A 26,761-nucleotide genomic window follows, 5' to 3' on the forward strand; every position below is an offset into this window, starting at 1 on the left:
GAGATGGAGAAGCTCTAGGAAGGTAGGAATGATTTTTGAGAGACAAGATTATCAGCAAGAATGCATAGGCAATATTATTTCTGTATTAGAAGACTTTGACTTTGACACACATAATGCAGAAAATCTTAAAAATTGTTTAAACAAATTCTATACCACGCATACTATGCCCTTAAAGAATTTAAGCAATAAGCTTAACCTTGATATTCTTATGGAGACAGGCACGGGAAAGACTTTCACTTATCTAAATCTCATCTTTGAACTTCATCGCAACTTTAAACAAAATAAATTCATTATTTTTGTCCCAAGAAAAGCAATTTTAGAATCTGTTAAACAAAACATTAAACTTACCAAAGATTATTTTTATACACAATACAATAAACACCTTAAAGCCTATGTGTATAGCGACACAAAGAGCCAATCAGCTATTATTAATCATTACATTAAAAATACCGATGAACTCTCTGTGTTAATCCTTACAAATAGTGCTATTGACAAAAAGGATAATATTTTAAATAGGAGCAGTGAAGCACTTTTTAATGTAGAAAGCATTTTTACAAATATTGCTAATCTAAAGCCAATTAGCATTATCGATGAACCCCATTTGCTAAAGGGCGAGGCATTTAATAAATATTTTTCACAGATTAATTCCTTGTATTTTCGCTTTGGTGCGACCTTCCCTAAGGAAAAAGAATATGAGCTAAGCAATATCGTTTATTGCCTTGATTCTATGAGTGCTTTTAACAATTATCTTGTGAAACAAATACATACACATACTATCATTCAAGACAACGATAATCCTTATCTCATTAGAGCTAATAGCAAGGAAAGATATGCAATTTTTTCTTATTTTGTTAATGGAGTTGAGAAGCAAAAAAGAATTAACCTCAATCAAGATTTAGGAGATTTAGATTCTAAGTTTCGGGGAAGTTGTCTAACAAGAATCACTAAAGATAAAGTGTATTTAGATAATGGAGAGATAATCCAAACTAAAAGAGGCTATGTTTTACAAGAAAGCGAAATTACCTTATTGTTACAAAAAGCTATTGATTTGCATTTTGAAAAAGAGGTGGCTTTATTCCAAAGAGGCATTAAGGCTTTAAGCTTGTTTTTTATCCCTAGTATTGAGGATTTTAGGGGTGAAGAGCCTTTTATCAAAAAAGAGTTTGAGAGAATCTATAAGCAAAAACGAGAGGAAGTTTTAAGGCAGAATCTTTCGCAAGATTATAGGGATTATTTAAAGAATGATTTTGATGAAGAGAATGTTTTACGCGTGCATCAAGGGTATTTTAGTGGTGATAGTTTAAACATAACCAAGAAAAAAGAAAGCAATAAAGAAAATATCGAAGCAAGTGATATAAAAATGATTTTAGAGGAAAAAGAAAAAATCCTTTCATTTAAAACCCCTTTACGATTTATCTTTAGCGTATGGGCGTTGCAAGAAGGTTGGGATAACCCAAATATCTTCACGCTTACCAAATTAGCAAATTCCAGCAGTGATACAAGTAGGCATCAACAAGTAGGCAGAGGATTAAGGCTTTGTGTGAATAATGAGGGCAAACGCATTACGCATTCTTTTATGGATTATAACGATAATGAATTTTTTGCTATCAATTATCTTGATATGATTGTAAGTAGCGAAGAAAGAGGCTTTATCGAAGGGTTACAAAAAGAGATTGAAGATTCTAGCTTTTCTTTGAGTAGTGATATTTTAAATAGAGATTTTTTAAAACATTTAAATTTAAATGAGCGTCAGATTGATAGATTATTGATGAAATTAGAAGATTTGGGTTGTTTGGAGTTTGATTTGGACAATGACCTTTATAGAATCATAGCTCCAATCTATGAAGCAATGCAAAACGATACTATCAAAGAGCTTTTAGGAGAGCATTATAGTAAGATATTAGAGGCATTTAAACCAAGAGAGAATAAACGCGACTATGTAACAGATGCCAATAAAACTAATGAAAAAATAAACATTAAACAAAACCTTGCAAAAGAGTTTAAAGAACTATGGCAAAGCATTAACGTCCAAGCAAGAATTGTCTATAAAAACATCAACCAAACGCATTTGATAGAGTCTATTGTAGAATCTTTTAATGCGAAGTCTATCTCTAAAGAGCATATTCTTTATGAGAAAAAAGTCTATGATAGCAAAAATAATAGAATCATTACAGAAAAAATAGAAAGCATAGGGATAAAAGACTATTCACATACTTTGCATAAAAATTTACCGCAATTACTTATTGAGTTTGCTAAAGCAAGTCAAAAGCGGAGTAATGAAGAGCTACCTTTACAGTTTTTGTTAGAGATTTATAATCATCCACAACTAAATAGACAAAGTTTTATCAATTCTCCTAAAGCAGCATTCCAAGCTTTGCAAGATTGCATCAAAGAAGAATTGCATAAAAACTTGCTCCAGTCTGTAAGCTATGATTTCTCACAAAACACCTTTAGCAATCAGAGATTCCAAATCCTATATTTCGCAGATGGCACACCAAAGCCAAGCATTGAAAAGCACATACTAGGTAAATATATCGCCAAAAACAATGGGCAAGATTGTCTCCCAAGTGATAAGTATCTCTATGATAAGGTAGTATGTGATTCTAAGATTGAAGAGGAAATAAGCCTAGAAAATACCATTAGTTTAAGTGATAGCAATTCTATTCTTAATCACCAAATAGAAGTTTTTGCCAAACTCCCTAAACTTAGTATCCCCACACCTTATAAAAACTATGAACCTGATTTTGCCTATCTGCTCAAAGACAACAAAGGACAAAAAATCTTTTTTGTGTGTGAAAGTAAGGGTTATGAGCGAGAAGAGGATATACCCGAGCCAGAGCGTAAAAAGATTGATTATGCTGAAAAGTTTTTTGAAAAACTAAGCAAGAGTATGCAGGATAGAAATATTAAAGTGCTTTTTCATACCCGCATAAACAAACAAAGCTTACTACAAGTTTTGCAAGAGGTAATGCAAAAAGCAGAGTTTTCAAAGGAGAGTGAGAATGATAAATAAAGATAAAGCAAAAGAACTAGGTATGGAGATTATAGATTCCCAAAAAGAGCAAAACCCACTCTATGAAAATCTTAAAGCAAACTTCCCCCAAACCATTAATGCCGATGGTGTGGTGAGCCTTAAAGCCATCGCAACACTTTTAGGCTTAAGCGAGAGGGCAGATATTCAAGGTTATGAGCTAACCTTTAGCGGTAAGGGTTTAGCTAATGCTCTTTATTCTACCCCTTGTGTTAAAGAGTTAAAGTTAGAGTGCATTTATCGCTCAAACGCAACGCATACACGAAATACTATTATTAGAGGGGATAATTTAGATGTGCTTAAACTCCTAAAATCCGCCTATAGTGAAAAAATCAAAATGATTTATATCGACCCACCTTATAATACTAAAAATGACAATTTCATCTACTCCGATGACTTTAGAGAGGATTACAAGGCTATTTTGCGTGAAGTGGGTTTGCTACTTGAAGATGAAAAGGGTGAATGGGTAGAATCTGAAGAGCTAAGATTCTTCCGCAATATCACAGGGAGCAAATCCCATAGCGGTTGGCTTGCCTTTATGCTTCCGCGTCTTAAGCTTGCAAGGGATTTGCTTAGAGAGGATGGAGTGATTTTTATCTCTATTGATGATAACGAACAAGCTAATCTGAAGATTCTGTGTGATGAGATTTTTGGGGAGGAGAATTTTGTAGCGGATTTGATTTGGAATAATAAATATACAACTTCAAATGACACAGATATTTCTTATCAACACGAACATATCTTAATCTATTCAAAAGATAGAAGTAATTTTAAGTTGGGGTTATTACCTAGAACAGAAAAACAAGATAAAGATTATAAAAATAGGGACAATGACCCAAAGGGTGCGTGGAAGCCAACACCAATTCACGCTAGAAGTGGCAACACAAACAACATGTATAAAATTACTTTTCCAAATGGGATTGAGTGGGAAGCACCAATAGGACGTTATCCTAGATATTCAAAGGAAACTCTTTTACAGCTTTATGAAAATGGAGAACTTTATTTTAATTCGAATGGTGGTATAGACAAAAAAACATATTTAAACGAAGTGAGACAAGGTGTTACTTGTGGCACAATGTGGGGTTATGATGAAGTTGGACATACACACGGAAACAATGAAGAGATTGCGGAAATTTTAGGAAAAGGTATTTTTAGCGACCCCAAAGGAACTCTTTTATTAAAAAGAATCATAAGGCTTTCAACTTCCACAGATTCAAACGACATAATCCTTGACTTTTTCGCAGGGAGTGGGACAAGCGCACAAGCGGTAATGGAACTTAATAGCGAGGATGGAGGCAATCGGCAGTTTATTTTGGTGCAAATTGATGAGCCCATAAAAGAGGATAAAAGTAAAGTCGCCTATGACTTTTGCAAAAATGAGCTTAAGAGTGAAAATCCCACAATTAGCGATATTACGATAGAGAGGGTGAAGAGAGCAGGAGCAAAAATCGCTAAAGAGTATAAAGACTTCAAAGGCGATTTAGGCTTTAGTGTGTATAGTCTGTGCGATAAACCTAGCCTAGCATGTGATGAAGAAGGGCATTTAGAGTTGCTTACAGGACGAGAGGGGATAATTCCCAGTGATATTGCTAGAAACTTAAGCCTACAATGTGGCAAGGGTCTAGATAGAGAGCTAGAGTGTATCATAGAAACTAAACTCTATAAATGTGATGATGTCTATTGTGTGGTGGAGTGCGATAAAGAAGTCTTAGAGATTCTAAGTCATACCAAGAATGAATATATTTTCATTGATGGTTATGCCTCTTTAGAGTTAGAAGAATTTCTAAACCTTCAGAATAGTGCAGATATTGATGAACGACTAAGGATAGTGTATTAATGTAAAATTGGGATAAAAGCAAAATTTCTGGTGAGGATAAAATGGCAAAAGACATGCATGCTGAAGAATGGGATAGTGCAACATTAACTAAGTTAGCAGTATTTGAGCAATACATTTACGATTGGCTTAATGTAACTGTAAATTATCAAAGAGGTTTAAAATTTAATACTTTAGAAATCTATGATTTGTTTTGTGGCAGCGGATATGATGGGACAAACACGCATAAAGGCTCACCACTTCGCATTCTTGATGCGGTATTAAAAAGAAATTGTAAAGACAAAACAATAAAAGTTTATTTTAATGATAAAGATGAAAACAAAATTAAACAACTTAAATTTATTGTTGAAGAACAATATCCTAATTTAGAATCTAAGAACATAGAGATTAAATGGACTTTTATAGATACTAAGGATTATAAAATTTTGTCTAAAAATTATTATAAGCTTATCTTTTTAGACCAATATGGAATCCGACACATTAATAAAATTGAAGAATTTTTAGCAAAAGGAACAGATATATTGATATTTATTTCATCTGGACATATCAGAAGATTTTTGGAAGGTGAGGGATTTAAACGTTATATTGATTCTGGGTATATATCTAAGCAAGATTTTGAAGCTAAAACAAACTATGAAACTCATAGAGTTATTGCACAATATTTTAAACAAAAATTTCAACAATTTTTTATTTCTCCTTTTTTATTAATTAAAGATAATGGAAATATTAATGGAATTATTTTTATTTCTACACATCCAAAAGGACAGGAGCAATTTTTAAAAACTGCTTGGAAAATAGATGAAAATTTTGGTGAAGGAAATAAAAACATTGATAGAGATATTACAAAAGAAGAAGGTAGTTTATTTTATAATAAAGATGCAGTAAGTGAAAAAGAGAAAAGATATAAAGAGCTTTTGGTTGATTATTTGAAAGAATATAGAAGTAATATTGATATAAAAATTTTTGGAATGGACAATGGTTTTTTAGCAAAACACACTAATAAGATTTTGGATGAATTAAAGAATAACTTAGAGTGTGAATATTGCAAAAATTCAAAAAGAGGCTTTCACTTAAATGAAAAGGATATAAGAGTAAGAATAAGGATAAAATCATAATGAAATCTACCAAAATCGAATGGACACAAGCAAGTTGGAATCCAACCATTGGTTGCGATAAAGTAAGTGATGGTTGCCAAAATTGCTATGCAGAGGCAATGGCAAAGCGTCTTCAGGCGATAGGCAATAAAGATTATAAAGATGGATTTAAATTTAAAATGCTAGAACATCGTTTGAATGAGCCATTAAAGAATAAAAAACCTACACTTTATTTTGTAAATTCTATGAGTGATTTGTTTCACAAAAAAATGCAAGTTGAGTTTTTGGATAGGGTTATGCAAATTATACGACAAACGCCATATCATCAATACCAGATTCTAACCAAACGCCCCCATAGAATGTTTGAATATTTTGAGGGAAAAAAATATTCTGAAAATTCTGCTTTAAATAAAGAAAATAAAGAGATTTTTGGAGATGGTATGATGCGTGATATTCCACCAAATGTGTGGCTAGGAGCAACCGTAGAATCAAGCAGCATTAAACACAGAATAGATTGGATTCGTAATTTGCAAGCAAATATTAAATGGCTTTCGTGTGAACCTTTGCTTGATGATTTAGGGGAGCTTGATTTAAGAGGGATTGATTGGGTTGTTGTCGGAGGAGAGAGTGGCTTTAAAGCAAGAGCAATGCAAGAATCTTGGGTGTGGAATATTCAAAAACAATGTGAAGAACAAGGTGTCGCCTTTTTCTTTAAACAATGGGGAACTTGGGGGAGCGATGGCATTAAACGCAATAAAAAAGAAAATGGTGCTTTGCTCGGTGGTAGATTGTATAGAGAATATCCAAAGTTTAAAGTTTAGAAACCTATATTTAATCATTATCCCGCCTTTTTCTGCTATACTTTCCCTTTAAATTGATAGGGGAAAGTGATGATTAGAATTTATGATAGCAAATTAAAAGAAAAAGTAGAATTTATACCCATTAATCCGAAAGAAGTGCGCATTTATGTCTGTGGTCCGACGGTTTATGACGATTCGCATTTAGGGCACGCTAGAAGTGCCATTGTGTTTGATTTGTGGCGCAAACTCCTGCGTGAATATGGCTATAAAGTGATTTTTGCCAAGAATTTCACCGATATTGACGATAAAATTATCAACAAATCCTTGCAAAGTGGCTTGAGTGTAGAGGAGATTACGCAGACTTATACGCAAAAATATTTAGACGAAATGGAATCTTTGGGCGTGGAACGCGCGGACATTGAACCCAAAGCGACACAAAGTCTCCCAAGCATTTGTGCAATGATTCAAACCCTGCTGGATAAGGGATTCGCCTACCAAACACAAAATGGCGATGTGTATCTATCTGTTAGCAAAGACGCGCATTATGGGGATTTAAGCGGTAGAATTGCCGATGAGGAATCCAAAAGCAGAATCCAAAATAGCGAGCAAAAGCACGATGCAAAGGATTTTGCTCTATGGAAGAGTTACAAAGGCGTAGGCGATGTGGGTTACGATTCGCCCTTTGGTAAGGGGCGTCCGGGCTGGCATATTGAATGTAGTGCAATGATAAAGGAGCATTTAGCACTTGGGGGTGAATATGCGATTGACATTCACGGAGGTGGGGCGGATTTGCTTTTCCCTCATCACGAAAATGAAGTTTGCCAAACGCGTTGCGCCGATGGACAGACTTTAGCGAAATATTGGATTCACAATGGTTTTGTAACCATTAATGGTGAGAAAATGGCAAAGTCTTTAGGAAATAGCTTCTTTATCAAAGACGCCTTAAAAAATCATAATGGGGAGGTTTTGCGATTCTATCTCCTTAGCACGCATTATCGCGCAGGATTGAATTTCTCCGAAGAAGATTTACTTGCAAGCAAGAAGCGGCTAGATAGGCTTTATCGGCTCAAAAAACGCATTGCGCAAATGCAGCCTAAGGCACAAGATACAGAATCCAAAGACAGCCAAAGTGCCTTTAGTGAAGCATTTTTAGAGGCTTTGAGTGATGATTTGAACATTTCTAAAGCCTTGAGTGTTTTAGATGAACTCATTGCTAATGCAAATGAAATGCTTGACAACAAACAAAAAGACAAGATTCCACAAATCTTAGCAAGTCTCAATTTAGTCGCAAGAGTTTTAGGCGTAGGCATTCAAGATTCCTTTGAATATTTTAAACTTGGTATAAGTCAAGAAAGACGCGCAGAGATTGAATCTCTGATTGCAAAGAGAGCGGAATATAAAAAAGCAAAAGATTTTCAAAATGCAGATAAAATCCGAGAGAATTTGCGCGCAAATGGGATTGAGATTATGGATACTCCTAGTGGTTGTGAGTGGGAAAGAATATAGAGCCTATGCGATTTTTTAAGGGAAAAATATGGAAACTTTAAGCGACTTCGTTAGTCTTTTTGGAATCGCGCTAGTTGGGGGGTTTGGACATTGCATTGGAATGTGTGGCGGAATCGTACTCGCCTTTAGCGGCAAGTTGGCTAATAATAACGCAAGCAAGGGGCGTCTTGTGGGATTCCATTTGCTCTATAATCTAGGACGCGTTAGTACTTATGTTTTGCTTGGTGCATTCGTGGGTGCGTTAGGGAGTATGTTTAGCCTCAATGGCACTTTGCGCGGCGTACTCTTCTTGATTACAGGTGTTTTAATGGTCTTAGCAGGGCTTTCGCTTTTTGGGAAGTTGAAATTCTTAACACTTTTAGAACATTCTGTGCAAAATTCCAAGTGGTATCAGACACGATTCCAAAACGCTTTGAATCTCCAAAGCCCTTTAAGTCTTTATCTATTAGGAATCCTCAATGGTTTATTGCCCTGTGGATTTGTCTATGCGTTTTTGTTTATTGCGGCATCTTCTGCGAGCGTTTTTAAAGGCGCATTGGTAATGTTGATTTTCGGGATTGCCACGATTGTGCCTCTGCTTATTTTTGGGCTTTTGGCAAATACGATTCTTTATAAACCTTTGGTGCGTAAGTTTGCAATGAATCTTGCTGCGATTGCGATTGTTGTTTTTGGTGCATTGATGATTGAAAAAGGCGTGAAATTCTTGCAAAATCCAGAAATGACACACAAAATGCACACAATGCAAGATTCCCACACTCCAACAAATCCAATGGAATCCCATAACAAAGAGCCCGTCCATCAACCAATGGAGGAATCCCAACATTAATGTATCAAGGAGTGGAAGTTTGCAGAATCTTGCGAATGCAATTCAATAAAAAACATAATATTTGCTTAAAAAGTCTATTTTTTAAGCCAAAATTGCATACTATTAGCAATGCGAGTTTAAGTTTGGAGTAATTATGAATTTGGTTAAAACAATTCGTCCTTTTTTCGCCACCGTGATTGCTGGTATTGAGCTAGACCACAAGCTATGTAGCGTGGCGGTGAATTTTTATCGCAGAGGACATCTCCTACAAACACAGACGAAAGAATTTAAAACAAATCCGGGCGAGTTGCCCATTCAAGCTGTGCGTCATATTAAAAAAATCCGAGCCAAAAATCCTTTTACCTATGTTTCAACCTTTTCTTGCTCTATCACGCAAGGAGTGATTAATTCCGACAAAGAAAGTGAATTTCAAAAGCACGGCGTGGATTGTAATGAGGTAGTGTATAAACGTTTTGATAATAATTGGTCTGTTTATGTTCCCAATGAGGGAATCGCAGAGACAAAAAAACGTTTTTTAAAGCTTGGTGCGGATTTTGTCATTTCTCCTTTTATGGTGCTTTATCGTTTGGCAAAAGATACCTTTCAAGATTCTTGCAAACTCTATGTGCTTTTCCAACGTTCCAATATGACTTTGATTGTTACCAAACAAGATGCGGGTGTGCTATTTGGCGGTTATTATGTGCTAGAAAGTGAGATTGATTTGGGATTGTCCGTTGTTAAACATTCCCTAAGCGAAGATGAAGATGATATACGAAAGACGGATATTGAATCGGATTTGCAAAGTGAGTTAAGCGATATTGATAATGTTGTGGATTTGGAGAGTGAGAGTAGCAATGATGATGAATTGATTAAGGTTTTGAAAAATGATGAAGGAGAAGACGAATCCCATGAAAATATTGAGAACCCCGAACAAGGAGATGATTTAGATGATTTTTCACGGATTAATACAGCGGCAAAATTTATCCAATCCGCCCTTAGTGAGTTTTATAGCAACGAGCTTTACAATAGTGAGTTTATTAATGAAATTGTGATTTTTAACCCGCACGATATTGCGCAAGAGACACTCCAGCAAATCCAGCAAATCACAATGCTAGAAGTGCAAGTGCTCCCCTGTGATATTGCCAAAGAGTTGGCAATTTTGGGCTATGAATCCTATAAGTTTTTTGAATCAAAAGGGCAAGTATGAATTATAGTTTCACGCAACCGGGCAAAAAAACAATTCTCAAGAAAGTTTCGCGCATTTGGTGGGGCTATATTTTCCTAACACTTTTTATCTTTGGTGGTTTTGTCGCAATGCTAAAAGTGCAAGGATACTTTATGCAGCAGAATGAAAAAGCCGCCGTAGAAATGCAACAACAGATGTTAAAACAGATTAAAGAATATCAAGAGATAATGATTATAGAAGAAGAAAAAGTGCAATTTGAAGCCTATATCGCAAGCCAAAATAAAATGCTAAAAGAAAGTGTGGAAAACCTCTTTGATTTAATTCCCGAGCAAATCACATTAAACAAAATACAAATGGAGCAATACCAACTCACACTCTATGGCACAACTCCTTCTAAACAAATTTATACTTTCTTGCTTGAAGTTCCCTTGCGGTCAATTTTCAATCAAAGTCGCGCAGATTTTTATATGCTGCCCAATGGCTGGTATAATTTTGTCTCTATTAGCAAATTAAATCAAGAGGAAGCACAGCCATGAGAGCATTTTTTGCGCAGATTGATTGGATTCGCAATACTTTCTTTTTTGTTTTTTATTTTTTTATGGTGATTATTGTTTTTTTAGCAGTAGTCAAACCGCAATTAGATATTTTTCGCAATACGAATGCCCAATATCGTAAAGAACTTTATGTGCAAAGTCAAATAGAATCCCAACGCGATGCAGAAATGCAAAAACTTATCAATTATCAAAATCAAAATGCGCATACGCTTAGAAATTTTGAGCATCAAATTACACAAAGGGAAATTGAAGAGAAGTTAAGGATTATTTTTGAAAATGCTGGTGTGGTTGCAGATGGCGCGCCTATCTTAGAGGAAAAATATTTTAAACAACGTTTTATTATCAGTGGTCGCTTGCAAAACATTAATAAACTTAAAGAAGCATTGGGTATGACACAATCTCTGCCCGGTATCGTGCGTTTTAATTTTCCGATTCACATTGAAAGAGAGGGTGCAGAGTTGGTTTTTTCTTTCCGATTGGACGCTTATTTCTTAAATCTTAACACGCATTAATTAATATTTTTCACATTCTAAAAACATTGCTTCAAAAGCATTTTTTGCCTTAGCAATAGAATCTTTATCTTGTGTGATTAAAAGAGTTTCGTAGTTGGTTTCAAAGGCACTTTTAGACCAATTGGCTGAACCTAGAATCAGAGAATTTTCATCACTAATTGCCATTTTCATATGCATTAATCCATAGAATTTATTGTTATAAGAACGTTTGCCCTCTAGCAAACATGTTTCTATATTTTTGAGTTTTGCTAGATAGCCAATTGTAGATTTGTTAGGGTCTTGGTTGCTCTTTTTATCATAAATGATTCGGACTTTAATGCCTTTTTTTGCGGTGTCGCGGATTGCCTTGCTAATTTCACGATTTGTAAAGCTATAAATGGCGACATCTAATGTTTTTTGTGTGTTTTCAATCGTGGAAATGAGAGTTTGGAGTGCTGCTTCTTGCTCTTGGGGCATAAAATATAGCTTATCTGCCCATACAAAATTTGCAAAAACACTAAGAGTTACTAAAACTTTTTTAAACATTAAGACTTCCTTGCAAAATTAAGATACAAATTGTTAAAATTTTAGCAATTCTTTGTTTAAAAACTAGACAAAGCAAAAGGAAGCGTCTATGAAACTATACCTTGTCAGTAAAAATCCTATGATTAGCAAACTTGTGGCACTAAGCGTATCTAAGCTTGGCATAGAAATGGAAGAGTCTCAAGCAATTAATTTAAATAAAGGTGCAGAAATTGTATTAATAGATGACGAATGTTTTGACCAAGAATTGTTTGATTCTTACAAGACAGAAAATTCTGAAACAAAATTTGGTTTATTTTATGCCAAATCCACAGAACGTTTGGAGGGCTTTGATGAATATATCCAAAAGCCATTTTTGCCAACAGACCTCGTAAAAACCCTAAGTAAAATTTCTGGAATCACACCGGTAGATAGTCAGCAGATACATAAAGATGATGATGAGGAATTGGATCTTGGGGGGGTGGAATCTTTGGATAATTTAGAGGACGAGTTAGACCTTTCAGGCTTTGATGATTTGCAATTAGATGATGAGGAGTCTTCAATGGAATCTGGTTCAGGTGAGGAGCAATTAGATTTCGGCGCAGAGGAGGGTATAGAAGAGGCGGTAGAAAATCCTGACGCTCCATTAGACTTTGGTGCAGAAGAGGGGATAGAGGAGGCTGCAACAGAATCGGGCGAGGAGCAATTAGATTTCGGCGCAGAGGATTTAGAGGAAGAATCCCAAGACTTGAATGTATTGGATAAGGGTGATGTGGAAGAGATTAAGGATTTGCTCTCTAGTGAGGAGGAATCCCCCAAGCAAGACGATGCGTTATTGGATTTAGATAAAGAATTAGATATGGGTAGCGATTCAAGTGCAAGTGAGGATTTAGACTTCGGCGATTTACAAGATGGGCTTGGTGGCATTGAAGCATTAGGAGAAGAGACGGAATCTCAAGATGAAGATGTGCAGCTAGAGGGTTTAGATTCTGAAGGCATTACGGGAAATAGTGCGGATTTTACAGAGAGTGGCGGAGAAGATGACTTTGCATTTGACGATTTGGATACAAAAGAACCAGCAGAAGACTTGGAAGCCACAGATTTAACCCAAGCAACTCCAGAGGAAGCAGAATCTGATATGGGGTTGGATAATCTAACGAGTGAAATGGATTCGGAAAACACGCAAGATTTAGGAGATTTGAATGTGGATTCTTTGGATTCTACGTCTTCAGATGATAACGCATTGGGAGGGATTGGAGAAGTCGCAAATGAATTAGGCGATTCTGACTTTGGCGCATTGGATTTGCCTAGTGAAGACTTGGAGGCGACAGAGGAAGCAGAAACAACGAGCGAGGATTTGGAATCTTTAGGAGATTTGGGCGAGATGGCGGATTCTAGCGATTTGGGCTTGGAGACTTCAGAAGAAGTTGCGCTTGACACAGGAGAAACAGAATCTCAAGAGATAGCGGAGGAGACATTAAGCGAAGCGGAATCCGAAGAGAGTTTGGAGATTCCAGAAAGTCTAGGCGAGGATTTAGATTTAACTCCACAAGATGATATGAATGCGGAGGAAGTAGAATCTTTGCCCGAAGCAAGTGCGTTAGATTCTAGCCTAGATGAGTTTGATAGTTTGAGTGAGGAGGGAATGAGTGAGGCACTAGGAGAGCCAATTACCAAAGCTCCCAATCCCGCACCAATTGTGCCAAGCACTGAAGCAGTAGCAGATTCTACATTGCCAAGCAATATTCAAGCAAATTCGTTAGAATCCCTCATTGGCGCATTGCAGGCTTTACAATCCCAAAACCTCAAAGATTTACTTAGTGGTGCAACCATTAGCATTAATATCCAATTTCCTAAAAAAGATTAGAATCTATGAAGCACAAAGGAGCGATTCTAATCCTCTCTGGTCCTAGTGGCGCAGGCAAAAGCTCATTATATAAAGTCTTGGCTAAAGAGTTTCCAAACCACTATTTCTCCATTTCCTCTACGACACGTCCAAAGCGAGAAAGTGAGATAGAGGGAGTGCATTACCATTTTATTGACAAACAAGCCTTTGAAAATGGAATCCAAAAGGGAGAATTTTTAGAATGGGCAGAGGTGCATGGGAATTATTATGGCACTTCCAAGCAGCAAGTTTTGCAAGCATTAGAGGAAGATAAGCTTGTGATTTTTGATATTGATGTGCAAGGGCAGGCGAATCTTAAGCAATCTTTTCCTTATCATACGACAAGTGTTTTTATCACAACACCCAACAAAAGCGTCTTAAAAGAACGTTTAAAGGGACGCGGAAGCGAGAGTGCAGAAGTGATTCAAAGACGTTTAGAAAACGCACGCGATGAGGTAAAAAATCTGCCCAATTTTGATTATTTGATTATTAATGAGGATTTAGAGGATTCCGCGCAAAAGTTGATTTGTATCGTCCGAAGTGCTTTTTGTAAGGCAAGTTTATACCAAATCCAACCTTTTTTGCAAAATTGGGAAAAATAAAATTTCTCGCAAATTTTTAAGTCATAAAACGCTAGAATTATGAAATTTTAACCCAAAATTCAAGAAGGATTCTATGCCAAAGCGAAATGACATTCAAACCATTCTATTAATCGGTTCAGGACCAATTATCATAGGGCAAGCGTGCGAATTTGACTACTCTGGCACGCAAGCCGCGAAAACACTCAAAGAATTAGGCTATAAAGTCGTATTGATTAATTCCAATCCCGCTACAATTATGACTGACCCGGAGTTTGCCGATAGAACTTATATTGAGCCTATCACAGAAGAGGTTGTTGCAGATATTATCCAAAAGGAAAAAGTAGATGCGATTTTGCCTACAATGGGTGGGCAAACAGCACTAAATATCGCAATGAGTATGTTTGAAAAGGGTATGCTAGAGGGCGTGCAATTTCTTGGGGCGAATCCCGAAGCCATTAAAAAGGGAGAGGATAGACAGGCTTTCAAGGAAGCAATGCTAAAAATCGGTATGGACTTGCCAAAATCCCGCTATGCTTACACATTAGAAGAAGCACTAGAAGCGGCGAAAGAAATCGGATTCCCTCTCATTATCCGTGCAAGCTATACACTAGCGGGTGGAGGAAGCGGCGTAGCCTATAATATTGATGAGTTTAAAAGCCTAGCGCAAAATGGTTTGGAGATTAGCCCAATTGGCGAAATTCTGGTTGAAGAATCCCTGCTTGGTTGGAAAGAATTTGAAATGGAGGTGATTCGGGATAGGGCGGATAATTGCATTATTGTTTGCAGTATTGAAAACCTAGACCCAATGGGTGTGCATACCGGAGATTCTATCACGATTGCCCCCGCACTGACGCTAACAGACAAAGAATACCAACGAATGCGTGATGCTTCTTTCGCTATTTTGCGTGAAATCGGCGTAGATACCGGCGGAAGCAATGTGCAATTTGCCATTAATCCTGACACGGGTAGAATGACGGTGATTGAAATGAATCCACGTGTTTCGCGTTCCTCTGCCCTTGCGTCTAAAGCGACAGGGTATCCGATTGCCAAAGTCGCTACTTTGCTTGCCGTAGGCTTTACTTTAGATGAGATTAAAAACGACATTACCGGCACTCCAGCAAGCTTTGAACCAAGTATTGATTATATTGTAACCAAGATTCCACGTTTCACTTTTGAAAAATTCCCCCAAGCAGATTCTACATTAACAACTTCTATGAAGTCTATCGGCGAGGTAATGGCGATTGGCGCAACCTTCAAAGAATCTTTGCAAAAAGCCCTCAATAGTTTAGAAACAGGAATCTTTGGCTTTACACCCATTAGTAATGACTTGAGTGTGATTCAATATGAAGTGCGCCGTCCCAATGCAGAAAGGTTGCTTTATATCGCCGATGCGTTTCGCTGTGGAGCGAGTGTAGAGGAAGTGCAAAAATGGTGCAGGATTGATTCTTATTTCTTGAATCAAATTGCAGAAATCATCGCATTAGAGCAACAAATTTCTTTTGAGAAGTTAAACGATGCACAGTTTTTGCGAGAAGTAAAAATTTGTGGGTTTAGTGATAAAATGCTTGCCTTTTTAGTCAATCAAAGCGAATCGCTAGAATTGCGCGAAGAAGACATTTATGCTTTGCGTCAAAAAGCCAATATTGCCTTACAATACAATGAAGTGGATACTTGTGCGGCGGAATTTTCTACAAAAACCGCTTATTTATACTCCACAACTCCATTAGATGACGCACAAAACCAAGAGATTCCGCAAACCAATAAGAAAAAGGTGCTTATCATCGGTGGCGGACCTAATCGTATCGGGCAGGGGATTGAGTTTGATTATGCTTGTGTGCATGCGAGTTTTGCATTGCGTGATATGGGTTATACAAGCATTATGTATAATTGCAATCCAGAAACCGTGAGTACTGATTATGATACCAGTGATGTCTTGTATTTTGAACCCATTACCTTTGAACACGTGCGCAGTGTGATTGAGAGAGAAAAGCCCGATGGGGTTATCGTGCATTTTGGCGGACAGACTCCTTTAAAACTCGCAAAGAAGCTAACAAAAATTGGCGCAAAGATTATCGGAACGAGCGCAAAAACCATTGACATTGCCGAAGACCGCAAGAAATTTTCAAAGTTTGTAGAAGAAAATGGGCTCATTCAGCCCAAAAATGGCACAGCCTATACTAAAGAAGAAGCCATTAACATTGCTCAAGATATAGGATTCCCTGTGCTTGTGCGTCCAAGTTATGTGCTAGGTGGGCGTGCAATGCGGATTGTTTATAATATGAATGAATTGCAAGACTATATGAGCGAAGCCGTCAGCGTCAGCGAAGATTGTCCTGTGTTAATTGATAAATTTTTGAATAATGCCATTGAATTAGATGTAGATATTATTTGCGATGGCAAGGAAGTTTATATTGCGGGTATTATGCAGCACATTGAGGAAGCGGGAATCCATAGTGGCGATTCGGCTTGCTCTTTGCCTTCAATTAGTTTATCAGAGGAAAGAATCAGAGAAGTAGAGGAAACCACTGCAAAGATTGCTAGAAATTTGGGTGTCGTGGGGTTGATGAATACGCAATATGCGATTTTTGAAAATAGGCTTTATTTGATTGAAGTCAATCCTCGCGCAAGTCGCACCGTGCCATTTGTAAGCAAGGCTACCGGGATTCCGCTTGCCAAAGTCGCAACAGAAGTGATGATAAATGGCGATTTGAAATCTGCCTTAGCACATTATGATAAATTTCAAAAAACAGAATACAAAAATGGCTTGTATAAACCAAAGGAATCTAAGCATATTGCAGTCAAAGAATCTGTGTTTCCGTTTAACAAACTAAGTGGGGCAGTGATGGTGTTAGGACCAGAAATGCGCTCGACAGGGGAAGTTATGGGGATTAGTGAGAGTTTTGGGCTAAGTTTTGCCAAAAGTCAGTTGGCTTGCAAAAACTCACTTCCAACCAATGGAAAAGTTTTTATTTCACTTCGTAGCGTGGATAAATCACAAGCGGTTTCACTTGCGCAGGATTTGCAACATTTTGACTTTCATCTTTGTGCGACAAAAGGCACAGCGGAAGTCTTGCAAAAGGCTGGAATCTCTTGCGAGGAAGCATTAAAGATTAGCGAAGGGCGTCCTAATATTGGCGATATGCTCGCAAATGGAGAAATTGCTTTGGCAATTAATACGAGTGATGAGGCTTCTAGCAAAGACGATACAGATAAGATTCGCACGCAAGTTTTGCGCAATAATGTGCCTTACTTTACCACCATTGAGGCTGCACGCGTGGCAGTCTGTGCGATTAGTGAGTTAAAGTCTCAAAGCCCCAATACTGCTAAAGCGATTCAGGATTATCTTAACCAATGACCACAGAATCGCTAGCAAAGCAATCTTATAAGGTTGGCTTTTGGGGAAGTAGCGAGAATGCGCCAATTTTTTTGGCTCAAAGTGATACGACTGCAGGGTTTTTGTGCTCTAGTGCTACAAAACTCAATGCGATTAAAGGACGTTTGGAATCTCAAAACGCACTTTTGACATTGGATTCTTTTAAGAAGCTTAAAAGCCTTGTGCGCCCTCCCAATCAATACAAAAACAAGATTCGCAAGAGTGCGCGAAAGACTTTTGTGTATAGAGGGAGACACGCTTTAATGTCAAAGGATAGTTTCCATACAATGCTTGCGATTCGTGTGATTAAGCCTGATAGATTCCGAAGAATCTCTCACGCGGATTTTTTGCAATTCTTTCCCTTTTTGTATTCTAGCTCTGCAAATGCGCATAAGAAAGGCTTTGCATTGGGCTTTGCGCTCCAAAATGCAAATGTGATTATCCTAGATGAGCGGGGTTTAAAAGAATCCAATCCCTCCAAAATCTATAAAGTCTCAAATCATCATCTCAAGTGTATAAGGTAAATCTATGAAATTCGTCTCCTCTATTATCGTAAGCTTTCTGTTGGTTTTTCTGCTGTTCGCTATTTTTTGGGCGACAATTTTTAGCGGATATATTCAATATTATGGCATTGCAGTATTTTTCAATCCGTTCTTTTTGAATGTTTTTAACCCCATTGCGTTTGTTATCCTTGTCGCTATTTTTGGGATTGGTTTTGCGATTCCCTTTATTGACAAGGTTTTTAAGATTCTTTTTGTCGCACTCTTGGGAGGAACGCTTTTGTTGTTTATCCCAAGTCTTGGACGCGCAGCAGGGGAGATTTTTTTGTCAAAAGACTATACTTTGAGCATTCAAGGGGCAATGCAAACGATTCATAGTCTGTATGAGGATTCGCGTTATATTGTTTATTTGAGTGAGGATTCGGAAGATTTTGAGACACGCAAGCGGAATCTCGTTTATTATGAGAAGCCTAACTTAGAATAAAGGGCGTGTCTTGATAAACTGCAAAGTTTAGCCAATTTGCAAACAACATACTTGCGCTTGAACGCCAAATAAACATTGGATTGTTTTTTGCGTCATAATAGTGGAGGGGTGGGGTGATTTCTAAACCAAGATTCAAGTCGCGTTTGTATTCCAAATCTAAGGTTTCTTTAGAATATTCGGGGTGTCCTAAGATAAAAAAGTCTTTTTCGTCTTTGAGTGCCGCAATGCCGCTGACTTCTCCCTCAAGCAAGATTTTTAAATGTTGATTAGTGCGCACTTGGGATTCGTTAATGCCAGAATGCCTAGAATGTGGAATCTTGACAATTTCATCTAACCCATTAAGAAGCAAGTCTTTTTCTACGCAAAAATGGTCAAATACTCCAAAAAGTTTAGAATCTAAAGGGATTTTTTGGATTTTGTGAAAATAGTGCAATCCCGCCATTGCTCCCCAGCAAAGATATAAGGTGCTCGTGCAATTTTCCTTTAGAAAATCCATAATGCGCATAAATTCTCCCCAATACTTCACTGCTTCAAAGTCTAAATGCTCAATCGGAGCTCCTGTAACAATCGCCCCGTCAAATTTGCGATTCTTAATGTTTTCAAAATTGACATAAAAACGTTCCAAGTGAGACTTTGGGGTGTTTTTCCCTATATAGCTCGCAGTAGAAAGCAGGGTGATATTGACTTGCAAAGGAGAGTTTGCAAGCAGGGAGAGGATTTGGTTTTCTGTCTCTATTTTGGTTGGCATAAGGTTGAAAATCAGCACCTCTAAAGCGCGAATATCTTGGGATTTCGCGTGATTGTAACCCATAATAAACGCATTTTGCTTGAGCAGTGAGAAAGCGGGAATATCCTCTGGAATCACTAATGGCATAAGAATCCTTATTTCTCTAGTGCTTGCTTCAAGTCGGCAATCAAGTCTAGCGGAGATTCTAATCCAATGCTTAAGCGAATCGTGCAAGGCGTAATGCCAGCAGATTTCAACTCGGCTTCATTGAGTTGTGAATGCGTAGTGGAAGCAGGGTGAATCACAAGAGATTTGGAATCCCCGATATTTGCCACGATTGCGAAAATCTCTAGTGCATTGCAAACCCTTTTTGCTTCCTCATAGCTAGAGACTTCAAAACTCAAAAGCCCGCTTGCATTGGAATTAGTGAAATATTTTTTCAGTAAATGATGATAGGAATTGTCCTCCAATCCGGGATAGAATACATTTTTGACTTTTGGGTGTTGTTGTAAGAATCGCGCAACCTCTAGTGCGTTTTGGCTATGTTTTTTGATACGCAATTCTAGCGTTTCTAGTCCTTGCAAGATAATCCAAGCATTTTGCGGAGAGAGTGTCGCGCCAATGTTGCGTAACCATTCTGTAATCAGTCGGATTCCAAAGATTGGCAGAGCTTCTGCAAGTGAAGCATACACAAGTCCGTGATAACTTTCATCGGGCGTATTGAACGCAGGATAACGAGGATTTTTCACAAGTAAATCGTTTAATCCTTTGCGCTCAATCACGACACCCCCTAGCGCGCTTCCTTGCCCATTGACATATTTGCTAAGGCTATAAACGCAAACATCTACTCCGAAGTCAAAGGGTTTGTGCAAAAATGCAGTTGCCACGGTGTTATCACAAATCGTTACGATTCCATATTTTTGGGCGATTTTAACGATTTTTTCTACATCGGCAATTGCAATTTGTGGATTGGAGAGGCTCTCAAAGAAAATGACTTTTGTTTTCTCATCAATCGCAGATTCTAAAGTGCCCTCAATATCGTCAATATCAAACGCTTTGGATTGAATCCCAAAACGTTTAAGCGTATGCACGATGAGCGTTTGCGTCCCGCCGTAGATTTTGTTAGAATACACGATACTATCGCCGTTTTGCGCAAGGTTGGCTAATGCGTAAAAAATCGCAGCAGTTCCGCTCGCAGTAGCGACTCCAAACGCTCCACCCTCAACGGCTGCTAGGCGGTCTCCTAGGATTCTGTAAGTTGGATTTGTGAGCCTAGAGTAGATATTGCCAAGCTCTTGTAAGCCAAATCTTGCTGCGGCTTGTTCTAAAGTCTCAAAACTATAAGCGGTGTTTTGGTAAATCGGCACGCTTAAGGTGCGCTCTTTATCATAAGTGTAGCCTGCGTGCAATGCGAGTGTTTCTTGTGTGTAGTTGTGGTGAGGTAAATTTGCCATTTTTATTTCCTTGTATTTAAAATTTCGTGGAATTATATCATAAATTTATAAAAATACAATATGTATTTATAAATTTTATAAAATAATTTAATGGAATTGGTTTTATTCTTGAGATTCTGCGAAGTTTGCCACCAAGTCCTTGCAAGAGGTGTTGCCTCGTGGCAATTCAAGCAAAAGAATCTTACGAGACTTCATAGTTGGATTAACTTAAAGTGCAAGATGATAGATTGCCACGAATGCTTTTTAGCTCTCGCAAGGATGCAAAATAGAATTAAAGGTTGGATTCTGGATTGTTGCGCTGATAATTGGCTTGATAAAAGGGATTTGTGCTTGGAAGATTGCGACAGCCCCCAAGGGCTTTGCAATTATAAGAGGTTTGAAGTGTTAAAATTTCTTTTTATTGACATCATCAAAAATCTTATTGGCAATGTCATCTACGGAATTACTAATGTCTTGCGCGCGACTTGCAACCTCTACATTTTGTGAGGTGGTATGTTCTAATTGCGCGACTGCCCCGTTAATTTGCCCGATTCCTAAAGTTTGTTCTTTGATAGATTCGCTCATATCATTGATACTTTGCACGAGAATATTTACATTTGCCTCAATCTCGCTTAGTGATTTTCCTGTTCGTTCCGCTAGTTTGCGCACCTCATCAGCAACAACAGCGAATCCTCTTCCGTGTTCTCCAGCCCTTGCGGCTTCAATCGCGGCATTGAGCGCAAGCAAGTTGGTTTGGTCAGCAATATCACGAATCACACCCGTGATATTGCGAATATCGTTTGCCTGATTGCTGACATCGTTTGCGCGACTAGAGACATTTTCCATAGAGGAGCTGATTTCCTCCAATGCAGAAGAGGTTTGTTGTAAGGAAGCGGCTTGGGCTTGTGAGCCCTCGTTAAGATGAATCACCGCTTGATTCAAGTCTTTTGCGCTTGTTTCTAGCTCCTGTGCAAATCTTGAGGAAGTGCGTAGCATTTCTTTGATATTTTCTCCTAAATGATTGGTTGTCGTCTCTACGCTTCCTTTTGCATTTGGTATTTCTGTGGTGAAGTCTAAATCAATATAGCTTTTAAAGACGCGTGAAATCTCATTCATATTGCTACCGATTTTGTGTTGTAGAATATCTAGCATATTGTTGAGCACATTTTTTAGCTCTATGAGTTGTGGATTATGAGGATTCTCTACGATTCTTGCGGTTAAGTCTCCTTCCTCTATTGTCTTAGCGGTTTGTGCGGATTGGGCAATGGCGATTTTGTCTTTTTCTAAGCCGTGTTGGACTTTTTCAATATTTTTGTTAATCGCAATTCTCATTACTCCAAGCTCGTCTTCTGCTTTAGGCTTAGTGAGTAAGGGTGGATTGGGTGTTTCGTGATTAATGTATTTTAAGAAATCGAAGAGCAATTCAGAAATGCTATTGATACGACTAAGCAAAGAGAATTTGATAATCAAGAAAGACGCAAGCAAAAGTGCCAAAAGAATAATGATAATACTTGCCACGATGAGAAGTTCAATTTTTTCATTGGTTTCTGTGAAATCTTTGAGAAGCACTTCTGTTAGGATATATAAATCCAAAGTGTCATTATAATCTACATAGGATTTGTATTCATTTCCATTTGCAGCATAATCAATTTCTCCTGTTTTTAAATCTTGCAAATAGGGATAATCACTTGGTTTGCCTGTTTTTCCAAAGATAAAGGAATCATTCTTTTTGTCCAAAATCGTGATTTTTCCTTCTTTTCCAATGTGCATATTGCTTAGCTTTTGTGTAATCAAATCATAAAAATCTTTTAAGTTATACGCAACAAATAAAATCCCAATGGTTTGCTTATTTTCATCTAAAATGGGTTTATAGATAGACATATAATCTCTACCCACAAGGCGCACTTTCCCACGAAAGATACTCGGATTGCTCTTTGTCATTTCGGCATACGCAGGGTGGGAGGCATTAATGGAAGTGCCTACGACTCTATTTCCTGCTTCATCTTTCAAAGAAGTAGAAATGCGCACAAACTCATTATTATCATTGCGCACAAAAATTGTCGCTACTCCCCCTGTGAGCTTGGAAAAATTATCTACTAAGTCTGTATCGCCTACAAGATTGATTCCATTAAACATTAGACTAGGCACACTTTTTTGATTAATCGTTGTAAAGTTCCCAAGTCTATAACTATTAGCCCTTGTTTCACCATAACGAGTGGAGAAGTCGTTTTCAAAAAAGTTCAGTGAATTATCTGCTTCTTTGATGATTTGGTTAGAAACGACTTCAAAGTTTCCCTCAATGATATGTCCCATTTGGTTGATTTGTAATTCTAATTGACTTTGAGTAAATCTATCCATAACAATTTGAATCAATAATACGAAAGGCACAGCAATCACTAAGGCAATAACGACTTGAATACAGGAAAACTTTTTCCCCACAGAGAGTTTATTCCACATATTAATCCTTTCTGAAAAATGAATAAAAAACTTAAAATTATACTTAAGAAACACTTAAGAAAAGGTAAATTTAAAAATTCATCGCTCGTGATTGTTTGTTTGGAATCTTAAAGAGAGAATATCTCCCTACCCAAGCGCAAGACTTGCGCTAGGAAGTTGCTAAATTATTGTTTTAGCTGCAAGAGGGTGTTAAGGATTTGGTCAGAAGTCGTAATAGACTTAGAGCTTGCTTGGAATCCACGTTGCACCACGATAAGTTGTGTCAAGCCTCTACTTAAGTCGGTGTTACTCATCTCAAGTTTAGAAGCTTCAATGCTCGCTCTTCCTCCTGTTCCTGCTGCTCCAATGGTTGCATTTCCAGAGTTTGGAGATTCGGAATAGAGATTGTTACCTTGTTCTTGCAAGCCCTCGTAGTTGGCAAAAGTCGCTACCGCTACTTGCGCAAGGGCTAGGTTTTGCCCATTATCAAAGACACCAATCATTGTTCCAGTCGCGTCAAAGTAGAAATCTTTCAAGATTCCAGAGGCATAACCATTGCCCCCCACTTCATTGGCTTGGGATTCTTTCGCTGTGCTTGTAAGTCCATCATAGCCGCCGCCTGTTCCAAAGTCTAGGTTGATTGCTTGTGGGAATCTCGCCCCATTGTTTGGTTTGAATTGAATCGTAGAGGGGTTGAATCCTATCAATTCTCCTTGCTCACCAAAGGTTACATTTCCGCCCTCAAGGACATTTGGACGCTGTGCTGTTGCACCGAGTAATTCCGCAGGTTCGGGCACAATGATACGCCAATTCCATTGGTTACCTTGCACTTTGACAAACTCAATTTGGAATTCGTGTTTGTTCCCAAGACTATCAAAAATCTCTACGGTTTGCCCATAGTTAGCCATTCTAAAGCCACCTGTGCTTGTTACATTTCCACCCTCTACTAAAACACCTGTGTTCATTCCTTTCATTTGGTTTTTGAAAAGCACATTGGTGGTGTTGAGAGTGTCATTATAACCAGAAACAAAGATATTCAAGTTATCATAAGCTGAAAATTGGTCAGTTCCGGGGACTAATCCGTCTTGTTTGTTGTTGATTTCAAATTGTCCTGAATTGTTCAAAATCACGCTTACGCTGTAATTGCTTTGTCCAAATCCAGCAGCGATTCCTGCTGCTGCTGCCGCAGAATCTCCACCAAATGCTTTGACTTTATTAGCGTCTTGTTGGATAATTGAGCGCAAGTCCTCTGTGGTTCTGAATTGTCCAGAAGTGGAATCCGCATCGGTTTGTGTTGTGTAAATATACTTAAATGCAGTGGTTACGGTTTGGTCTGCATTAAAGCCGCCCATTCCATCGTCAAATCCACCATTAGCAAAGATTCCGTTATCAAACCCTGTCGCACGAATGTTTTTGTTTGTGCCATCTCCGTCAAGTTGGTTGAGGTTTTGCAAAATCAACATTCCGTTTTGTGTCAGAGCCTCTACACCTGTTTTGTCTTTGACATTGTTAATTGCCACTTGTGCAGCTAGCAAATGAGAAGAGCCAGAAATCGCTGCGTTATTTGTCCAAGTAATAGTTTGTCCATTAATAGTAACAGTGGTTGTAATAGGACCTGCGGCAGGATTTGGGTCAAGTGCTATGCGGCTTGAAGTCGCTGTCTGATAGCTTACCCAGATTCCTTGTCCCTCTTGTAGCATTAAAGCCTCTCCGCTTGCGTCAAACATTACTCCCATATCTTGTTCTACTTCAAGTTGTTTATCATTAGTATCATAGATTCTATCCAATCCACCAGAGATATAGTTGTTTGCCGCAGTGCTATCTAGTGGGCTTGGGCAAGTGATGTTTTCGGTTTTTCTTCCGCTTGTGAGGTTGATATTACCTGTTACGATAGTGGTTGCTTTAGCCGGAATTGTCATACGTGGGTCAATCGTGATATTTTTGATAGGACCGGTAGAATCTACGCGGTTGATTTCTCCGCTACCGCAAGAACAACCCAACTTAGAAAGGTCTCGCACCCAACCTTGCACGATAAAGCCGCTTGTTGTAACGAGATTCCCTACCGCGTCAAAAGAGAATGCTCCATCACGAGTATACATTCTTGTATATCCTGCGTTGTTGCTCACAACAAACATACCATTTCCACTTAGAGCCAAGTCCGCTTTCCTATCGGTGTTTTGCATAGAACCTTGTGAAAAGACTTTCGTTGTAGTGTTGATACTTGTTCCAAGTCCTACGGAGTAATCATTCACCCCGCCATATCCTGCATAAGGAATCGTAGCAGAACGGCGAGTTTGGCTTACCATTGTAGAAAAATCTGCACGAGAATATTTAAAACCATTTGTATTGACATTGGCGATATTGTTAGATTCTACATCAAGGGCGACTTGATGTGCTTGCATACCGCTTACACCTGACCATAATGAACGTAACATTTGTAATCCTTTATCAAAAAGTATTTTGCAAAGGGTAAAGCAACTAGCGTTCCACTTTTTGACTAACTCTAAAGATTGAATAGGAATAAGGATTTGTTTGCAATGCGAATTAGCCTAGAATCTTAAACGAGGGGAATCAATAGGATTTAAGTAGGATTTGAAAATATGGGCAAATTTTCTACATAAAGACACATTTGTCTAGTTCCGATTCTTATTTTAAAAGCTTTTAATATGGCATATAGATAGAATATAGCTTAAATTGATTAAAATTATAGAGTGATGATGAACCACAAGAGCTATTTATTTTAGGAAGCGAATTAGATTATTCACTTATTTGCCGCTTTCTTCAGTTTTTTTGTCGCATTTGCCTTTGCACAAAGCAATGCTATTGTGGTTGATGGAGTGGCACATCAAGGCAAGGGTGCGCCTCATATTGTCCAATCCTCTAATGGAACAGATGTTCTAAATATCGTTAAGCCCACAGCAGGCGGTGTATCACATAATAAATTTTAGAATATAATGTATCTGAACAAAATCTCATCTTAAATAACCATACCTATAAAACCGGCATTTTGCAGGGTAAAAGCACGCTTAGTGGCACAGTTGCGTTTAATCCAAACTTTGGCACAGGAAATGCCGCACGAATCATTTTAAATGAGGTAACATCAAATTCCACTACCGCTTTAGAGGGATATACGGAGATTTTTGGGCAGAGGGCAGCATTAGTGATTGCCAATCCAAACGGAATAACAGCAGCCGGAGCAGGTTTTATAAACCTCTCTCGTTTGACTATGGTAACAGGTAAGCCAAATATGGTTGGGGGCAAACTTCAAGATTTTACAATCTCACAGGTTGGAACGATTAGCATTAAGGGGAAAGGCGAGCAGGCTTTTGGCTTACATATTCTAGAAAGTCCCGCGGAATTAGTTTCTAATGCGGTGAAAATTGCGGGTAATATTTATGTTGATAATGACCAAGAATTAAATATTAAAACCGGTAATCATCAATATGATTACAATACCAAGCAAATAACTTCCAAAAATGACATAGCAGCGCAGTCTATATTAGCACTAGATAGTTCTGC

The 26,761-nt window shown here is 38.0% G+C and carries 21 protein-coding genes; 16 read left to right on the plus strand and 5 right to left on the minus strand.

Annotated features, from left to right (window positions below):
- Positions 1 to 28: 28 nt before the first annotated feature.
- From HDT10_RS06060 to HDT10_RS06100, 9 genes are all read left to right on the plus strand, one after another.
- A complete protein-coding gene (locus tag HDT10_RS06060) occupies positions 29 to 3,013 on the plus strand; it encodes a DEAD/DEAH box helicase family protein (RefSeq protein ID WP_290881153.1) in 2,985 nt (994 codons plus the stop codon).
- Positions 3,003 to 4,868: a site-specific DNA-methyltransferase gene (locus HDT10_RS06065; protein ID WP_290881155.1), complete on the plus strand. Its 1,866-nt coding sequence runs from the start codon at positions 3,003 to 3,005 to the stop codon at positions 4,866 to 4,868. Before HDT10_RS06060 ends, HDT10_RS06065 begins: the two co-directional genes overlap by 11 nt.
- 41 nt (positions 4,869 to 4,909) lie before the next feature.
- Positions 4,910 to 5,980: a three-Cys-motif partner protein TcmP gene (tcmP, locus tag HDT10_RS06070; RefSeq protein ID WP_290881158.1), complete on the plus strand. Its 1,071-nt coding sequence runs from the start codon at positions 4,910 to 4,912 to the stop codon at positions 5,978 to 5,980.
- Positions 5,980 to 6,780, plus strand: a complete 801-nt coding sequence (locus HDT10_RS06075) for a phage Gp37/Gp68 family protein (RefSeq protein WP_290881161.1) — start codon at positions 5,980 to 5,982, stop codon at positions 6,778 to 6,780. Before tcmP ends, HDT10_RS06075 begins: the two co-directional genes overlap by 1 nt.
- A gap of 69 nt (positions 6,781 to 6,849) precedes the next feature.
- Positions 6,850 to 8,265: a cysteine--tRNA ligase gene (gene cysS / locus HDT10_RS06080; RefSeq protein WP_290881163.1), complete on the plus strand. Its 1,416-nt coding sequence runs from the start codon at positions 6,850 to 6,852 to the stop codon at positions 8,263 to 8,265.
- Between the two features lie 28 nt (positions 8,266 to 8,293).
- Positions 8,294 to 9,091: a sulfite exporter TauE/SafE family protein gene (locus HDT10_RS06085; protein WP_290881165.1), complete on the plus strand. Its 798-nt coding sequence runs from the start codon at positions 8,294 to 8,296 to the stop codon at positions 9,089 to 9,091.
- Positions 9,092 to 9,224: 133 nt separating this feature from the next.
- Positions 9,225 to 10,277: a hypothetical protein gene (locus tag HDT10_RS06090; RefSeq protein WP_290881168.1), complete on the plus strand. Its 1,053-nt coding sequence runs from the start codon at positions 9,225 to 9,227 to the stop codon at positions 10,275 to 10,277.
- Positions 10,274 to 10,792, plus strand: coding sequence for a hypothetical protein (locus tag HDT10_RS06095; RefSeq protein ID WP_290881170.1), 519 nt, complete (start codon positions 10,274 to 10,276; stop codon positions 10,790 to 10,792). Before HDT10_RS06090 ends, HDT10_RS06095 begins: the two co-directional genes overlap by 4 nt.
- Positions 10,789 to 11,322 (plus strand): hypothetical protein, encoded by a 534-nt coding sequence (locus HDT10_RS06100; RefSeq protein ID WP_290881173.1) that lies wholly within the window; start codon positions 10,789 to 10,791, stop codon positions 11,320 to 11,322. The genes HDT10_RS06095 and HDT10_RS06100 overlap by 4 nt, the downstream gene beginning before the upstream one ends.
- Here HDT10_RS06100 and HDT10_RS06105 read toward each other — a convergent pair whose 3' ends face one another.
- The gene (locus HDT10_RS06105) at positions 11,323 to 11,847 is read right to left on the minus strand and encodes a phospholipase D-like domain-containing protein (RefSeq protein WP_290881177.1); all 525 of its coding nucleotides are present in this window, start codon (positions 11,845 to 11,847) and stop codon (positions 11,323 to 11,325) included.
- Positions 11,848 to 11,935: 88 nt separating this feature from the next.
- Between HDT10_RS06105 and HDT10_RS06110 the strand changes: the two genes are divergently transcribed.
- The 5 genes from HDT10_RS06110 to HDT10_RS06130 all read left to right on the plus strand — a co-directional run bounded on the left by HDT10_RS06110 (position 11,936) and on the right by HDT10_RS06130 (position 18,646).
- Positions 11,936 to 13,690, plus strand: coding sequence for a hypothetical protein (locus HDT10_RS06110; protein ID WP_290881179.1), 1,755 nt, complete (start codon positions 11,936 to 11,938; stop codon positions 13,688 to 13,690).
- 5 nt (positions 13,691 to 13,695) lie between these two features.
- Positions 13,696 to 14,310 carry a guanylate kinase gene (gene gmk / locus HDT10_RS06115; RefSeq protein WP_290881181.1) on the plus strand — a complete coding sequence of 205 codons (615 nt, stop codon included), beginning with the start codon at positions 13,696 to 13,698 and terminating at the stop codon, positions 14,308 to 14,310.
- 73 nt (positions 14,311 to 14,383) lie between these two features.
- Positions 14,384 to 17,644, plus strand: coding sequence for a carbamoyl-phosphate synthase large subunit (gene carB, locus HDT10_RS06120; RefSeq protein WP_290881184.1), 3,261 nt, complete (start codon positions 14,384 to 14,386; stop codon positions 17,642 to 17,644).
- On the plus strand, positions 17,641 to 18,186 hold the full coding sequence (locus tag HDT10_RS06125) for a hypothetical protein (protein ID WP_290881186.1): 546 nt from the start codon (positions 17,641 to 17,643) through the stop codon (positions 18,184 to 18,186). Before carB ends, HDT10_RS06125 begins: the two co-directional genes overlap by 4 nt.
- Positions 18,187 to 18,190: 4 nt before the next feature.
- Complete coding sequence (locus HDT10_RS06130; RefSeq protein WP_290881188.1) at positions 18,191 to 18,646, plus strand: hypothetical protein; 456 nt, start codon at positions 18,191 to 18,193, stop codon at positions 18,644 to 18,646.
- On the opposite strand, the gene metA is transcribed toward HDT10_RS06130, so the two are convergent.
- From metA to flgE, 4 genes are all read right to left on the minus strand, one after another.
- On the minus strand, positions 18,633 to 19,520 hold the full coding sequence (metA, locus tag HDT10_RS06135; protein ID WP_290881190.1) for a homoserine O-succinyltransferase: 888 nt from the start codon (positions 19,518 to 19,520) through the stop codon (positions 18,633 to 18,635). The two genes, HDT10_RS06130 and metA, sit on opposite strands and share 14 nt — an antisense overlap.
- An 8-nt stretch (positions 19,521 to 19,528) precedes the next feature.
- Positions 19,529 to 20,827, minus strand: a complete 1,299-nt coding sequence (locus tag HDT10_RS06140) for an aminotransferase class V-fold PLP-dependent enzyme (protein WP_290881192.1) — start codon at positions 20,825 to 20,827, stop codon at positions 19,529 to 19,531.
- A 384-nt stretch (positions 20,828 to 21,211) separates the two neighbouring features.
- Complete coding sequence (locus HDT10_RS06145) at positions 21,212 to 23,263, minus strand: Cache 3/Cache 2 fusion domain-containing protein (RefSeq protein ID WP_290881195.1); 2,052 nt, start codon at positions 23,261 to 23,263, stop codon at positions 21,212 to 21,214.
- Positions 23,264 to 23,427: 164 nt separating this feature from the next.
- Complete coding sequence (gene flgE, locus HDT10_RS06150) at positions 23,428 to 25,677, minus strand: flagellar hook protein FlgE (RefSeq protein ID WP_290881197.1); 2,250 nt, start codon at positions 25,675 to 25,677, stop codon at positions 23,428 to 23,430.
- Positions 25,678 to 26,067: 390 nt separating this feature from the next.
- On the opposite strand from flgE, the gene HDT10_RS06155 reads away from it, so the two are divergent.
- Together HDT10_RS06155 and HDT10_RS06160 are read left to right on the plus strand one after the other, a co-directional pair.
- Positions 26,068 to 26,190 carry a hypothetical protein gene (locus HDT10_RS06155; RefSeq protein ID WP_290881200.1) on the plus strand — a complete coding sequence of 41 codons (123 nt, stop codon included), beginning with the start codon at positions 26,068 to 26,070 and terminating at the stop codon, positions 26,188 to 26,190.
- Positions 26,191 to 26,249: 59 nt separating this feature from the next.
- The coding region (locus HDT10_RS06160) for a filamentous hemagglutinin N-terminal domain-containing protein (RefSeq protein WP_290881203.1) at positions 26,250 to 26,761 on the plus strand (512 nt) is incomplete at its 3' end.

The sequence above is a fragment of the Helicobacter sp. genome, assembly GCF_014799995.1.
Classification (GTDB): Bacteria; Campylobacterota; Campylobacteria; order Campylobacterales; family Helicobacteraceae; genus Helicobacter_D.

Excerpts from the sequence above, each read along its gene's own strand:
- HDT10_RS06090 (WP_290881168.1), top strand. The coding sequence starts at position 9,225 with ATGAATTTGGTTAAAACAATTCGTCCTTTTTTCGCCACCGTGATTGCT.
- HDT10_RS06095 (WP_290881170.1), top strand. The coding sequence starts at position 10,274 with ATGAATTATAGTTTCACGCAACCGGGCAAAAAAACAATTCTCAAGAAA.
- flgE (WP_290881197.1), bottom strand. The coding sequence starts at position 25,677 with ATGTTACGTTCATTATGGTCAGGTGTAAGCGGTATGCAAGCACATCAA.
- carB (WP_290881184.1), top strand. The coding sequence starts at position 14,384 with ATGCCAAAGCGAAATGACATTCAAACCATTCTATTAATCGGTTCAGGA.
- HDT10_RS06110 (WP_290881179.1), top strand. The coding sequence starts at position 11,936 with ATGAAACTATACCTTGTCAGTAAAAATCCTATGATTAGCAAACTTGTG.
- tcmP (WP_290881158.1), top strand. The coding sequence starts at position 4,910 with ATGGCAAAAGACATGCATGCTGAAGAATGGGATAGTGCAACATTAACT.
- metA (WP_290881190.1), bottom strand. The coding sequence starts at position 19,520 with ATGCCATTAGTGATTCCAGAGGATATTCCCGCTTTCTCACTGCTCAAG.
- HDT10_RS06125 (WP_290881186.1), top strand. The coding sequence starts at position 17,641 with ATGACCACAGAATCGCTAGCAAAGCAATCTTATAAGGTTGGCTTTTGG.
- HDT10_RS06085 (WP_290881165.1), top strand. The coding sequence starts at position 8,294 with ATGGAAACTTTAAGCGACTTCGTTAGTCTTTTTGGAATCGCGCTAGTT.
- gmk (WP_290881181.1), top strand. The coding sequence starts at position 13,696 with ATGAAGCACAAAGGAGCGATTCTAATCCTCTCTGGTCCTAGTGGCGCA.
- HDT10_RS06060 (WP_290881153.1), top strand. The coding sequence starts at position 29 with ATGATTTTTGAGAGACAAGATTATCAGCAAGAATGCATAGGCAATATT.
- HDT10_RS06130 (WP_290881188.1), top strand. The coding sequence starts at position 18,191 with ATGAAATTCGTCTCCTCTATTATCGTAAGCTTTCTGTTGGTTTTTCTG.
- cysS (WP_290881163.1), top strand. The coding sequence starts at position 6,850 with ATGATTAGAATTTATGATAGCAAATTAAAAGAAAAAGTAGAATTTATA.
- HDT10_RS06075 (WP_290881161.1), top strand. The coding sequence starts at position 5,980 with ATGAAATCTACCAAAATCGAATGGACACAAGCAAGTTGGAATCCAACC.
- HDT10_RS06145 (WP_290881195.1), bottom strand. The coding sequence starts at position 23,263 with ATGTGGAATAAACTCTCTGTGGGGAAAAAGTTTTCCTGTATTCAAGTC.
- HDT10_RS06105 (WP_290881177.1), bottom strand. The coding sequence starts at position 11,847 with ATGTTTAAAAAAGTTTTAGTAACTCTTAGTGTTTTTGCAAATTTTGTA.
- HDT10_RS06140 (WP_290881192.1), bottom strand. The coding sequence starts at position 20,827 with ATGGCAAATTTACCTCACCACAACTACACACAAGAAACACTCGCATTG.
- HDT10_RS06100 (WP_290881173.1), top strand. The coding sequence starts at position 10,789 with ATGAGAGCATTTTTTGCGCAGATTGATTGGATTCGCAATACTTTCTTT.
- HDT10_RS06065 (WP_290881155.1), top strand. The coding sequence starts at position 3,003 with ATGATAAATAAAGATAAAGCAAAAGAACTAGGTATGGAGATTATAGAT.